Consider the following 13,204-nt stretch of genomic DNA (forward strand, 5'->3'; position numbering starts at 1 on the left):
TTCCGTGTGAATGTACTTCTCACACTCCCACGCCGTCATATTTTACACGATATTTCCTCCAGGTAACCACAATCGCCCACTGCATCAGGACGCACCAGAGTCCCAGAACCACAAGCCCTCTCACCGCTTCCTCCGCGCACCGCCCCGTGAACAGCATGGATGGCAGATACGTCACGTAATAGAAAGGCAGCAGCCTCATGACGCCCACCACGCCCTCCGGGAACAGCGCCAGCGGCACAATCGTCCCCGTCACCAGCGAGACCAGGTTGTCCTTGATCATCAGGAAAGTGCTGATCTCCTCATATTTCAAAGTCAGAATCCCCAGGAAATAATTCAGCTGCACCATGAAGAACAGCCCCAGCACCGTCATCAGCAGCGCACACCCCAAAACCACAGCGCTCCTTGCGAACAGGAACTGAATCCGGAAGACAAAAATCCAGACCATCGCCGCCAGCAGGTCAAAGCACAGATAGAACAGCACTACCCCCACCTCCATGGCGGCGAAATACCCCTCTATGCTCACAGGCATCACCATATAATTGGAAAAAGTCCCGTTCCGGATCCTGGCGCTGATCTCCCCGCTGATTCCCCCGGACATCTCCAGCTGGGACAAAAAGGAACTGACGATATAATACGACAGCATCCCATGGAACGTAAAATCTGCTACGGTATTCCGTTCCCTGAAAACCATTCCCCACAGCAGCCAGGCGAACAGAATCTTCGCCACCGTGAACAGCATATTGAACACCACATCCGCCCGCCACGCCAGCTGGGACTTGATGTAGACATGCATGATTTCCCTGTATTTCCTCATCTCTCTCATCGCTCCTCCCTGTTTTCCCCTTCCCCGTAAATCCGCTCCACCACCCTGCCGATTTCATCCTCTTCCACAATGATGTCTTTGGGCCCATACCCCATCAACCTCTGCAGAAGCGCACCCGACTCTTCCCTGGGCACACGGATCACTTTCTTATAAGGCGTCTCCTCCACCAGCACCGCCCCATCCGGCAGCTCCGTCCTCTCCACTGCCTGGTCAAAGCTCACTGTCACCTGTCTGTCCCTCTGATACTTTTCAAAAAGCTCCCATGTCTCACCGTCATAAATCTTCTGCCCATGGTTGATGACGACACTCCTGTCGCACAATGACCGGATGTCCTCCATGTAATGGGACGTGAGAAGAATCGTCGTTCCCCTCTCCTGATTGATTTCCCTTAAGAACCCCCGAATCTGCCTGGATGCCACCGCGTCCAGCCCGATGGTGGGCTCATCCAGGAACAGAATCCTGGGGTTGTGCAGCAGCGCCGCCATGAGCTCCATCTTCATCCGCTCCCCCAGCGACAGGGTGCGCACCTGCACGTCCAGCAGCTTCTCCGCCCCGAACAGCTCCGTGAAATAAGCTTTCGTCTCCTGAAACTCCCGCTCTTTCAGGCCGTAGATCTCCTGGAACATCCGCAGCGTGTCGTTGGTGGTCAGCTCAAAGAAAAGCTGGCTCTTCTGTCCCATGACAATAGCGTACTGCCGTTTGAAATCATTCTTTAAATCGTTCGGACAGAATCCCATGACCTGAATCTCCCCGGAGGTGGGCGCGATGATTCCCGTCAGCATTTTGATCAGGGTGGTCTTGCCCGCTCCGTTGGGCCCAATCAGGCCTACGAATTCCCCCTCGCGAACCGAGAAATCCATGTCCCGTACCGCCTGCTTTTCCTCGTATTCCCTCCTGAACAGGCTCCTGACGCTTCCCCCAAGCCCCTCCCGCTTCACTACTCTGCGGTATGTCTTCGATAGCTGTCTCGTCTCTATGATATTCATATCCTTTCCCCGCTTTCTGTTATCCATTCTCTGCCATTCCCTCACTTTCGTCACTTTCGTCCATCCTCTGCTGCCCCTATTCTGCCATTCCCTCTACTGCTACCCATTCTCTGCCATTCCCTCACTTTCGTCCATCCTCTGGCTGTCCATTCCCTGCCATTCCCTTTCCGTCTCCCCTCTGCTGCCCATTCTCTGCCATTCCCTCTCCATCGCTCCTCCCGCAACCCCCTGCCCCCGCTCCTGTCGTCCCTCCCGCAGCATCCCGTCCCCACCCAAATGCACAAAAAAGGCCATGGCATCTGTCCATTCGGACATACCTCGCCATAGCCGTCATCCTCAGCGTCAGCACGCAGCGCCGCAATCCAGACCTGATCCATGGTCTGCGGACACTGCACGCACAGAATCCAGAAAAAGACACAAAAAAACATGGCCATACAGCCATGCTCCTCGTCCAATCCATCCTGTCGCAGAAAAAGAAAACGCACTCTATGCGCCCTCTGCTGCCACTAAACTCTCGAAACGATTGAAATATGTCAAGCACCCGGTAAGGCAGATACACCGGTGTTTCCCCACCGGCATGCGGGCAGACTCCCAGAGGGAATACATCCTGCCCGGCAAATATTCAATTCGCCATGCCCTCATCTCTCACAATGCTTAACATAAACAACCTCCGCTTTCCTAATAATCAGGAGTGCCGCGCCGCACAGGCACTGCTCCCTACTTCCACAGCTTACCATACCTGGACGGCAAAGTCAACCAGAAAAAATGTACAGGCTTTGAGTGTGACGTGAATTATTATTCGTGGGGGAGCGCAGGAATCAGCCATATCCTGCGGAACCCGTTTTACAAGGGCACACATTTTGTCTGCCGGACGCACCAGAAAGGAATCCGCTCCAATACCTATGACATCATTCCCCATGAGGAATGGGAAGTCCTTGAGGGCTGCCATGAAGCCATCATAAGCCCGGTATTACTTGGTGTCAGCTTCCTCATTGAGGGGCTTATAGTTGCTGTCCATGTAGTTCTTTTTCCCAAAGGGAACGTAATTTTCATCCAATAGAATCAAATTTCCGTTTCCCAAATCAGGGAACTGCCGCGCAACCTCCTTGAGCACTTCCCATTCATCTTTTGTATTTTCTTTGTTGTCTTCCTCCACCTGTCTTAGCGCTTCTTGAATAGACTGCTGATCTGCCGTTCCCCAATAGAGAGGATGGGGCTGGAAGGAAGAATGGTAATCGCCGCCCTCATAGCAGAAAAAACAGGAGCAGGGGATTTTTTCAAATAGAATTTTTTGCGCCCCGTCAAGCTCCTTTACCTCCAGACAGTAGCACCCATTTACAGCTGCCGCGCCATCCCGCGCGGTCATGTTTGCGATTGCCATGATAGTAAGGGGTTCCGTTTTCACGATCATGCCGGGAACCAAAAGCCCCTCCTCGTACATTTCACGTAAATATTCGTCAGAAAATTTTCCGACAGCCCGCCATAGGAAAAACAATGCAAGAAGGAGGCAAATAACGGCGGGAATCCAGCTTTTAAATAAAGAAATTCCTGCCATACACAGGAAGCACACACAGATTATCGCGGAGCTTCTCCGCTTTTTGACGACGGCTTTTATTATTTCATCCTTCTGCCGTATCCGGCTCACATCTGCGTGGATGCCGGATTTTACACTTGCCTCAAATTGTGAATAATCGACCATTTTTCTCCGTTTCTTACGTTTCTGTATATAAACGGCGATTAATCTTTACCATTTCATTCTATATGTTTCAATCGCCGTTTATCGGGTTTATTGGCAGAATTTAATCACCGAATATATAAATTGCTAATATTTTTTATAGATATATTCAGTAAAAATCCGATAAAAACAATATACAATCCAGACTACCCAGGTTATTTCCCACTTGTGTGATATTACAGAAATCATCAAATAAAGAACAGCAACAGTAATAGCAATCATCCAATTCGTTATTTTTTTCTTCCTGGTTATTTCATTGGCTGATACTTTTACAACATCTGACAACAGACTTTCGTATTCGATATCAACGCTGTTTCCTGTTCTTTCGCCCTTGAATAATTCTGCTATGGAAATCCCCAGGGATGCAGCTAATGGTTCAATAAGAGATACATCCGGAAATCCGATACCTCGTTCCCATTTTGAAACAGCTGCACTCGATACTCCCAATTCATTCGCTAAATCCTGCTGCGTGCGATTTTGTTCTTTCCTGATAGCGGCAATCAGACTGCCTGTTTTTTGAGCGTTCAATATTTTCACCTTCTTTCCGATTTCATAATATCACAAGAAACACCATATTCAAGAAACGCTCCGTTGAAATGTGAAACGCTGCATTGGATTTATGCAAAAATAACTTCCCATTATTATCTATTGGCTAAATAATTTTATTTTTCCCAGTACAACTTCCCATTTGTCGCTCGCCATAACCTCCCGATAACTGTGATTTTTCACAAGTCTTTCGTCTCTGCGTCTTATGCGTCTGGCTCTGTGATGATGTGTTGTTCTGCTCGACAAATATAAAGTTGTTTCTTTGCACATTCGCTACTTTATCACATTAGGAATGTATTTTGATGGTTTTGCAATAAATAACAAATATATTCCGCATATCAGTTTAACCATCGCATCTGCAATGCAAATAACTGAAACTGGTATGCCCGTAAAAATATAGCCCATTGTTACGATAACCATACATACAATCCCCAATACTACCATACTCCAACCATGTACAAAAAACCATAAGAAGAAATGTATTGATGTTGCCATCAGTACACCAAGCCATATCTGCCTCCAATGCCATCCGGGGATAAACGGGCCAGCAATACAAGAATGAATTCTTCACTTGACAATGTGGCAGAGACATGATGTCCGAGGACGAAATGGCGGAGTTCCTGCTGAACAAGGTGAGCAGCCGGAGTGCATGGACTTCGGGGAGATTCATGGGAAATACGGGGACAGGCTCTCCTTCCACGGGACGATTGGAACCCAGACCACCATGCCCTTCGGGACGCCGGAACAGGTACGCGCGGAGGTGTTCAGGAACCTGGACATCACCGGCAAGAAGGGAGGGCTCCTGGTCTCGCCCACCCATCTTCCGGAGCCGGAAGTGCCCTGGGAGAACATCCGGGCTTACATCCAGGCCTGCCGGGATTATACGCGGTAAGCTTTCCCGAGACAGGCGGTTCCTATCCAAACACCTTGAGAATCCTATTGCATTCCATTATACAGAGAATTCCCCTGATGGCACGCTACAGGCAGCGCCGGCTTCCTCATTCCATCCCGATCAGCTCCGGAATGGTGGCCTCGAAATCCACGCCGTACCAGGGCTTGTCAGGATTGCCCAGGGTCACCTCTATGGTATGGGCCGTATAATCGGCGGCGATGCGCATGGCGTCGCGCCAGTCCTTCCCTCTCATGATTTCCCCTACGCAGGTGCTGGAGAACAAATCACCCGTGCCGTGATAGGCCGCGTCAATCCTCCGGTTCTGATAGACATAATACTCCCCTGTCCCGCGCTCATATCCCATCACGCCGGTCTTCCCCTTTTCCAGGGACACCCCGGTCAGGACACTGATGCCCGCGCCCAGTTCATTGAGCCGTGCCAGCAGTTCCTTGATATAGGCTTCGTCGTATTCCTCCCTGTACTCCATGCCTGTCATCAGAGCGGCCTCGGTAATGTTGGGCATGATGATGTCCGCTTCCCCGCAGAGCCGGGCGTTCTTCTTTACATAGTCCATGTCAAAGGCGGGATACAGCTTTCCGTTGTCCGCCATCACGGGATCCACGATGATCGTCGTATTTTCACCCCGGAAACTGCGGAACAGCTCCTTTATCTGGTCAATCTGCTCCACTGTCCCCAGATATCCGGTATAGATGGCGTCAAAGGCCACGCCCTCGCTCTTCCAGTGGTCCGCGATGGGCCGGATCTGGTCAGAGAGGTCTTTGCAGGTAAAGTTCCGGAACATGGTGTGGGTGGACAGGACTGCTGTGGGCAGGATGACCGTCTCGGAGCCAAGGGCGGATATGACAGGCAGCGCAATCGTCAGGGAACATTTCCCCAGGCATGAGATGTCCTGTATGGTCAATACTCTTTTCAAACCAATCTCCATCTGCGCGTTGCGGCGCGCACTTCTGCAACGGAACGCATTCCGTCATCCAAGACGGCGGAGCCCATTCTGTTGTCCGGGACAGACAGGCCGGATACGCTTATTTTTCGGCCCCGATACAAACTGTCCAGAGACATCGTATCACTATTTACATACTACGTCAATAGGTTGATTGATTTTAAACCCACCCCCGGGTATCCCGTTATGCCCTCAGCCTGTCTTCTCTGACGAGAAAAGGCTCTATCTCTTCCAGAATCGCCGAATCATCAGAATCGCATACCAGCCGCTGGGGCTGCGCCAAATCAAGGGCGAATACGCCCAGAATGGATTTCGCATCCACTATACGGCTGCCGGAGCCCAATTCAAAATTAGCCTCTGTCATGCTGACTGCATTTACAAAGTCCCTTACCTGATCTACATCCTCGAACTTAACCAATACCTGCTGCATAAATATCACCTTTTCTCGCCTTTCTCCGGAAGACAGCTCCGATTTTTTCTTTCCGAGGTAAAATAATATATCAGGTTTTCCATTTTGTAAATTGTTGTTTTCCATAATTTTTTAAAAATACTTTTATTTAATCTGCCGAAACTTTTTCCTCATTTTATGCAGACTGCTCAGCGTATATCCCCCACTGAAATACCGTATATGTTACTATAGGACAAACCCCGCTGGCAATGCCGGCCGGAACCACAGTGTAACAAAGCCGTCAAAAGAAGCGGGGCAGAGAGATCAGATGCGCTCTCCTGCCCCGCTATTGAAATAAAAAAACTGCGTCAACGTACAGTCCCGGCGAAGGAATCTTAACCGGAATCAGACGCCGATACCGATAAAGCTCCTCCCCGGACGCTCACCCCAGCGTATCCCTATACACCCGCAGCACATTTCCATAGAAAATCTTATCCAGCTCACCCTCCGAGAACCCGGCATCCCGGAGCGCGTCCCACAGCCTCCCCATGCTCTGCGCGCCGGGCAGCTCTCTGTGGGTGGGAATTCCGTCATAATCGCTGCCCAGTCCCAGCACGTCGATTCCGCCTGCGTTCACGATGTGCTTCGCATGGCGCACCACCGCCGCGATGGTGCCGGGATTATCCTCCCCCAGCGGCTTCTCCTCCAGGAAATCCGCGCAGAAGTTCAGCCCCATGACGCCTCCCCGTTCAGAAAGCTTCGCAATCATGTCATCCGTCATGTTCCGCACGTTAGGGCACACGGCCCTGGCATCCGAATGGCTGGCCACGAAAGGCTTCTTCGTCACCTCCAGCACATTGTAGAACCCGGCGTCCGACAGATGGGACACATCCGGGATTATGCCCAGGTTCTCCATCTCCGCCACCAGCTCTATTCCCTTTTCCGTCAGCCCGCCTGTCAGGTTCGGCGTATGCATGTACACGTCATAGGCCGCCTGTGCCGCCAGCCGCGCCTCCTCCCATTCCGCCCGGTGCAGCTTTTCCTGCTGCACCGTGTGCAGCTGTTCTTGCTGCACCGTGCCCTCCTCCAGGGCTTTCCAGGCTTTCATGGCCGTCTCCATCTTCTCCCGCAGCCCATTGTCAAAATTGGGATGCCCGATTTCATTATCGAAATTCCATGTAAGAGTAATCATCCGGACGCCCATCCGGTAAAGTTCCCGCAGTTTCTCCGCCTCTCCCCTGCATACGGCTCCCTCTTCCACAGTGAGCAGAGAGGACACCTTGCCTGCAGCCTCGTTTTGCGCAATGTCCCGATAGCAGAACACAGGGGCCAGAATGTCCTGATTGCGTTCCAGCTCTTCCTGATAGCAGCGATACATGGCACATACCCGCTCCCAGGGGTCATCGCACCCGCTAAGGGGGACGAACATGGCGAAGTTCTGAATCAGATAATGGCTTTCCCTCAACCGCATCAGGTCAATGTGGCCGCTGTTGCGCCGCAGGCTCCGGGCCTGTGCCTCTCCCCTTTCCTTTAAGGCAAAAAGACTGCCGATCGTATCACAGTGCATATCGATGATTTTCATGATTACCTCCATTCTCCGGGAGATTGCCCCCGCTCTTTGCAAAGCTTGTGTTTACCACAGATGAATGTTGCAGCCCAGTCATCGACTGAGCTGCAGCACAGGTAAGTCTTTATGGATTTCGTTTACGGCTTATCTTCCCCTCACGGCAAAGTCCACGCCCGTGCCGTCCGGCTTGTCGTCATCGAACTTATAATCTTTCCCGGGCAGGATGGCGTTCAGGATGATGCCTGTCAGCGCTCCAACCGCGATTCCGGAGAAGCTGATGGACAAATCGCCTACCGTGAATCCCACAGAGCCCGCAGCGCTGTAATTGATGCCGATGGACAGCACCAGAATCAAAGCGGCGATGATGACATTGCGGCTCTTTGCGAAGTCCACCCGGGTCTCTACGATATTGCGCACGCCAACAGCCGAAATCATGCCATACAGCACCAGCGACACGCCGCCGCAGGTGGCGGTGGGCATGCAGCCGATGACAGCCGCGAATTTCGGCGAGAAAGAGAACAGGATTGCGAACAGCGCCGCCATCCGCACCACCAGGGGATCGTACACTTTCGTCAGGGCCAGCACGCCGGTGTTTTCACCGTATGTGGTATTGGCCGGAGCGCCGAAGAGCGCCGCCATGATTGTGGCCAGCCCATCGCCCAAAAGCGTCCTGTGAAGTCCCGGATCCTTGATGAAATTCTTCTCTACAGTAGATGATATGGCGGAAACATCGCCGATATGCTCCACGATCGTAGCCAGAGCAATAGGCATGATAGTGATCACGGAAGTAATCAGAAGAGATACGTCGCCGTCCGACAGCGCCCAAAAGGCTGTCTGGTTCCAGTGGACGGGGAGCCCGATCCAGCCGGCTTCCTTCACGGCGGTAAAGTCTACCCGGCCCAGGATGCCTGCCAGCACATAAGAACCGATGACGCCGATGATGATGGGCACGATCTTCACCATGCCCTTGCCCCAGATATTACAGACAATCACCAGGGCGATGGCCACAATGGCGATCAGCCAGTCCGAGGAGCAGTTGTCGATGGCGGACTGGGAAAGGGTCAGGCCGATGGCAATGATGATAGGCCCCGTCACGATAGGAGGGAAGAACCGCATCACCTTTCCCGTGCCGAACAGCCTGATCAAAAGGGAAAGCAGCAGATATACCAGCCCGGCACAGGCGACGCCGAAGCAGGCGTAGGGCAGAAGCCCGGAATTGTCCATGGCATTCCCGGAGGCATCCGCCAGTGGCGCGATGGTCGCGTATCCGCCCAGGAACGCAAAAGAGGATCCCAGGAATGCGGGTACCTTACCCTTTGTCAGGAAATGGAACAGCAGGGTGCCCAGCCCCGCGAACAACAATGTAGTGGACACGTCAAGGCCTGTCAGCATGGGCACCAGAATCGTGGCGCCAAACATGGCAAACATGTGCTGCACGCCCAGTACCAGCACTTTGGGTGCTCCCAGGCTTCTGGCATCATAGATGCATGTTTCACCGATGCCTTTCGCTCCGGAAGCCGTTTTCTTTTTTTCGCTCATGAACTCTTCCTCCTGTATCCGTCAGACAGCTCTCCCCCACCTGACTGTATATTTTTCTGCCACAAGAGAGCTTTCGCTCCTCATGGAAAGAGGCTGCAGTCGTTCCAACTACAACCTCTGACATTTATAATAATATTTCACTATCCATCCGTCAAGGAGAGATTTCATAAAATCCATGGACTAACTCATTTTTATGGCAAAGCAATGGCATGGCTCTTCAGGAAATCTTTCCAGATATCGATATATTGGGCCATCAGGTGCACCCCGTCGAAGGTATATTCCGGAACCATCCCGCCGGTCTCATCACAGATAAGCGGATTCACATCCAGGAAAAAGACATGCTCATTGTCCGCCATCAGGGCGATTCCCTCGTTGCGGGCCGCGATGCCCTCGTTGGTGATATAATCTCCCTGACCGGAGCGCTCCGTGGTCACCTTGATAATCGCCTGCAGATATATGATGGCATCCGGCTGCAGCTCCCTGAGGTGGTCCACCGCCTCCTGATACGCCTCCAGAAAGGACTCCACCGTGCCTGTGCCCATCTCGTTGATGCCGATGCAGAGATAAATCTTGGCAAAGGAATTCTGCTGCAGGGCCTCCTCCACGGTTATCTTCCCGTTCTGCGCGGGCACGATTTCCGAATCGAACATTTTGTACACCGTCAGCCCGGTAGAGCAGTAAAACGCTGCCGTCTCCTCCAGGCCCCCATACTCGAACATCCCCATTGTCCTGGAGTCCCCGATGAATACGGCATCCGCGAAATAATCATCCTCCACGGTCATATAGGCCACTTCTTTCGGCTCTGCCGGTTCGGACGGGGCATCGCCGCCCTGCCCTCCGCTTCCCTCCGGCGGGTTTTCCGGGCCCTCTGCGGGGGGATTCTCCCCGGAAGACTCTCCGCTTTCACCGTTCGGAGCAGATGTTCCCGCCGGACCGCCGCCCTGCTCCCCGTTTTCCCCGGAAGGAGGCATCTGACCGACACCCGCCGTATCTCCCCCGGCAGGCTGGCCGGGCTGTGTCCCGCTTTCCACCGTTTCTCCCTCCGCGCCCGAACCGTCCGGCGAGCCGTTCCCCTCTCCGTCGGCACCGGGCTGTCCGCCTGCATCTCCACCGTCAGAATCGGCATCTGCCATTCCCTCTGCCATACTATCCACCGCGCCGTCCGCCAGGAGCACGTCTCCCTGCCTTAAGTTTTCATACCAGTTCTTTGCCGTCTGCACGGATTCTGCATAGACCTGCCATTTGTCCACACAGGTCAGATATATGATTCCCATTCCCACCAGCAATATCAGGTAGAACCATTTCTTCAGCCATTTCATTTACATCACCCGGTTTATCTCTTTCCGTTTCCCCGCACTAAGCAGTTTTGGATTCCTGCCGCGCGGCTTTCTTTTCCCTCAGAAGTGCAGATACATAAAAGGGTTCTGCCCCTCCACCCGGAGCCGCCAGACACACAGCCAGAACAGCGCCGCCAAAAGCGCCATCACGAGCCAGTTGTCCTTGAACCGCCGAAACAGCTTCTGCAGCAGCGGCGTAGAGGCAATGGCCCCCAAAGCAAACAGCACGCCGTAATTCACCAGGGCCTTGTGCCAGTCCCCCGCGCTGACCCGGATGCCCGGAATCACATGGAACATCCTGCCCAGGAAAACCTGCAGCTGCCCGATGTCCGTAATGGCGAAGCACACCCATGTAATCGGAATGTACGCCCACACATAGAGGCGGGACAGCAGCTTTCCGGGCGCCTTTTCCAGCACTGCCGTCACCCCCAGGGCATCCAGCTGTCTCTCAATCACAATCGCCAGCCACAGGAGCATCCCCCAGATCAGGAAATTGCCCGTGATGCCATGCCAGACGGAGGTCAGGAACCAGACCGCCAGCAGATGGCAGACTGTCCGGTACTCTCCCTTGCGGTTCCCGCCCAGCGGAATGTACACATACTCCCTGAACCACCGTCCCAGCGTCATATGCCATCTGCGGTAGAAGTCCCGGACCGATGTGGCCATGTAGGGATTGTTGAAATTCTCAGGCAGCGTAAATCCCAGCATCCTGCCCAGCCCCATAGCCATCAGAGAATAGCCGAAAAAGTCAAAGTATATCTTCAGGGAGTAGGCGATGGCCGCCAGCCAGGCCAGGGGCGTGGAGATGCTCGCGAATCCCGTCACCTGCACCTCCTGCCACAGGAGCCCTATCCGGTCCGCCAGGAGCACCTTGGCAGCCAGCCCCATGGTGAATACCTTGAATCCCTCCTGCACCCCCTTTGCCGTGAACTCCCGGGAGGTCAGGCTCTTCCGCACTTCCCCATAGTTCACTATAGGCCCCGAGAGCAGCTGGGGAAACATGGAGATGTAGGTGGCGAACTTCAGGAAAGAAGGCTCCCTGCGCTGGTTTCCCCGGTACACATCTATCAGATAGGAGAGAATCTGAAAGGTGTAAAAGCTGATGCCCAAGGGCAGGCAGCCCCCTGCCATACCATGATCAACATACTTAAATGCCGCCAGAATCCCCACATTGTACAGGATGGCTATGACGAACACCGCCCTGCGTCTTCTATTTAGTTTTAATCTATTCGCTCTAAGCTTACTCTTCTGTTCCCCATCTGCCTTGTGCGGCTCCCTGCGTCCCAGATGCAGGCCAAAGAAATAATTGACCAGGATGGACAGCATGAGAAGCGGCAGATACCTCAACTCCCCATAAGCATAAAAAATAAGACTTCCTGACAGAAGTGTCACATTTTTCATCTTTGCGGGGACCATGCTGTAAAATATCAAAAATAACGGAAGAAAGAAGAGTAAGAATTCTATACTACTGAATATCAAGAATCATCACATCTTTCATCGGTTCTAATTTTATCGTCTCTATATATAATACTAACTTGCTTTCGCTCACTTTACAACTTAAAAATAATTAATTTCTCTTTCCAAATCGTTACAAATATGTAGCATTTATGTAAAAACTATTGTAAACTATCTATAACAAGCACAGAAAGGACGAGACCATGAAAGAACAACTATACACCATCCCCTTAAATGACGCCGTGAACGCGGATGACGAGTGCCCATTTTGCTTCATCGAGAGAAGCGTGGAGCGCAATCTCCTGGATTTTGTGCTGGGAAGCGGCTCCTCCTATATGGAGGCTGACATCCGCGAGATGACGGACAAGGCCGGTTTCTGCAGACAGCATTTTCAGAAAATGTTCGACTACGGCAATACGCTGGGCAATGCCTGGATCTTGAAGACCCATTATCAGAAAGTCATCGGCGAGATGAAAAACGAGTTCGCCCATTTCAAGCCCGCCAAGACCTCTTTCAAGGACAAGCTCCGCAAGGCCACGGATTCCAACCCCATCGCCGCATGGGTCCGTAAAAAGGAATCCTCCTGCTACATCTGTGACCACTTTGCCGACACTTACGCCAGATACATGGACACCTTTTTCTACCTCTGGAATCAGGACGATGCGTTCCGCCAGAAGATAAAGGACGGCAAGGGCTTCTGCCTGCACCATTTCGGAGACCTGTGCGAGGCGGCGGATACCAGGCTCTCCAACAACACAAAGGAAGAGTTCTACGGTACTGTATTCCCCCTCATGGAAAGCAATATGAGCCGCCTGTCAGAGGACGTGGCGTGGATGGTGGAAAAATTCGACTACCGCAACAAAGACGCTGACTGGAAGAACTCCAGGGACGCCATCCAGCGCGGCATGCAGAAATTAAAAGGCGGTTATCCCGCGGACGGCCCCTATCAGATGAGCAAATAACCGGCCGCGTTCC

Annotated in this window: 14 protein-coding genes and 1 pseudogene; 3 read left to right on the forward strand and 12 right to left on the reverse strand. The window is 52.6% G+C overall.

The window, feature by feature from the left end; genetic code table 11:
* Positions 1-19 precede the first annotated feature (19 nt).
* The 3 genes from NFS35_RS08035 to NFS35_RS08045 are packed head-to-tail and all read right to left on the reverse strand — an operon-like array spanning position 20 to position 2,243.
* Positions 20-823: an ABC transporter permease gene (locus tag NFS35_RS08035; protein WP_251206611.1), complete on the reverse strand. Its 804-nt coding sequence runs from the start codon at positions 821-823 to the stop codon at positions 20-22.
* Positions 820-1,863, reverse strand: coding sequence for an ABC transporter ATP-binding protein (locus tag NFS35_RS08040; RefSeq protein WP_330640103.1), 1,044 nt, complete (start codon positions 1,861-1,863; stop codon positions 820-822). The genes NFS35_RS08035 and NFS35_RS08040 overlap by 4 nt, the downstream gene beginning before the upstream one ends.
* Positions 1,860-2,243: a hypothetical protein gene (locus tag NFS35_RS08045; RefSeq protein ID WP_251206612.1), complete on the reverse strand. Its 384-nt coding sequence runs from the start codon at positions 2,241-2,243 to the stop codon at positions 1,860-1,862. Before NFS35_RS08045 ends, NFS35_RS08040 begins: the two co-directional genes overlap by 4 nt.
* Positions 2,244-2,587: 344 nt before the next feature.
* Here NFS35_RS08045 and NFS35_RS29630 point away from each other — a divergent pair.
* Positions 2,588-2,776: pseudogene (locus NFS35_RS29630) on the forward strand (recombinase family protein); the annotation flags it as partial.
* Positions 2,777-2,779: 3 nt separating this feature from the next.
* Here NFS35_RS29630 and NFS35_RS29245 read toward each other — a convergent pair.
* The 3 genes from NFS35_RS29245 to NFS35_RS29250 form a co-directional block, all read right to left on the reverse strand.
* Positions 2,780-3,508: a DUF3239 domain-containing protein gene (locus NFS35_RS29245; RefSeq protein WP_330640105.1), complete on the reverse strand. Its 729-nt coding sequence runs from the start codon at positions 3,506-3,508 to the stop codon at positions 2,780-2,782.
* Positions 3,509-3,631: 123 nt separating this feature from the next.
* The gene (locus tag NFS35_RS08060; protein ID WP_251206614.1) at positions 3,632-4,081 is read right to left on the reverse strand and encodes a helix-turn-helix domain-containing protein; all 450 of its coding nucleotides are present in this window, start codon (positions 4,079-4,081) and stop codon (positions 3,632-3,634) included.
* Positions 4,082-4,363: 282 nt separating this feature from the next.
* Positions 4,364-4,654, reverse strand: coding sequence for a DUF6609 family protein (locus tag NFS35_RS29250; RefSeq protein WP_330640118.1), 291 nt, complete (start codon positions 4,652-4,654; stop codon positions 4,364-4,366).
* 85 nt (positions 4,655-4,739) lie between these two features.
* On the opposite strand from NFS35_RS29250, the gene NFS35_RS08070 reads away from it, so the two are divergent.
* Positions 4,740-4,982, forward strand: a complete 243-nt coding sequence (locus tag NFS35_RS08070; RefSeq protein WP_251206616.1) for a uroporphyrinogen decarboxylase family protein — start codon at positions 4,740-4,742, stop codon at positions 4,980-4,982.
* A gap of 106 nt (positions 4,983-5,088) precedes the next feature.
* Here NFS35_RS08070 and NFS35_RS08075 read toward each other — a convergent pair whose 3' ends face one another.
* The 6 genes from NFS35_RS08075 to NFS35_RS08100 form a co-directional block, all read right to left on the reverse strand.
* Positions 5,089-5,916: a pyridoxamine kinase gene (locus tag NFS35_RS08075; protein ID WP_251206617.1), complete on the reverse strand. Its 828-nt coding sequence runs from the start codon at positions 5,914-5,916 to the stop codon at positions 5,089-5,091.
* Positions 5,917-6,127: 211 nt separating this feature from the next.
* On the reverse strand, positions 6,128-6,373 hold the full coding sequence (locus NFS35_RS08080) for an HPr family phosphocarrier protein (protein ID WP_251206618.1): 246 nt from the start codon (positions 6,371-6,373) through the stop codon (positions 6,128-6,130).
* A 400-nt stretch (positions 6,374-6,773) separates the two neighbouring features.
* Positions 6,774-7,913, reverse strand: a complete 1,140-nt coding sequence (locus NFS35_RS08085; RefSeq protein WP_251206619.1) for a dipeptidase — start codon at positions 7,911-7,913, stop codon at positions 6,774-6,776.
* Positions 7,914-8,042: 129 nt separating this feature from the next.
* Positions 8,043-9,437, reverse strand: coding sequence for a uracil-xanthine permease family protein (locus NFS35_RS08090; protein ID WP_251206620.1), 1,395 nt, complete (start codon positions 9,435-9,437; stop codon positions 8,043-8,045).
* A 191-nt stretch (positions 9,438-9,628) separates the two neighbouring features.
* Positions 9,629-10,756: a GDSL-type esterase/lipase family protein gene (locus NFS35_RS08095; protein ID WP_251206621.1), complete on the reverse strand. Its 1,128-nt coding sequence runs from the start codon at positions 10,754-10,756 to the stop codon at positions 9,629-9,631.
* Between the two features lie 78 nt (positions 10,757-10,834).
* Positions 10,835-12,175: an MBOAT family O-acyltransferase gene (locus NFS35_RS08100; protein ID WP_251206622.1), complete on the reverse strand. Its 1,341-nt coding sequence runs from the start codon at positions 12,173-12,175 to the stop codon at positions 10,835-10,837.
* Between the two features lie 257 nt (positions 12,176-12,432).
* Between NFS35_RS08100 and NFS35_RS08105 the strand changes: the two genes are divergently transcribed.
* Positions 12,433-13,191, forward strand: coding sequence for a DUF6062 family protein (locus tag NFS35_RS08105; protein ID WP_251206623.1), 759 nt, complete (start codon positions 12,433-12,435; stop codon positions 13,189-13,191).
* Positions 13,192-13,204 lie beyond the last annotated feature (13 nt).

Origin of the sequence: Acetatifactor aquisgranensis (assembly GCF_943193215.1) — a bacterium.
GTDB classification, from domain to species: Bacteria; Bacillota; Clostridia; order Lachnospirales; family Lachnospiraceae; genus Acetatifactor; species Acetatifactor aquisgranensis.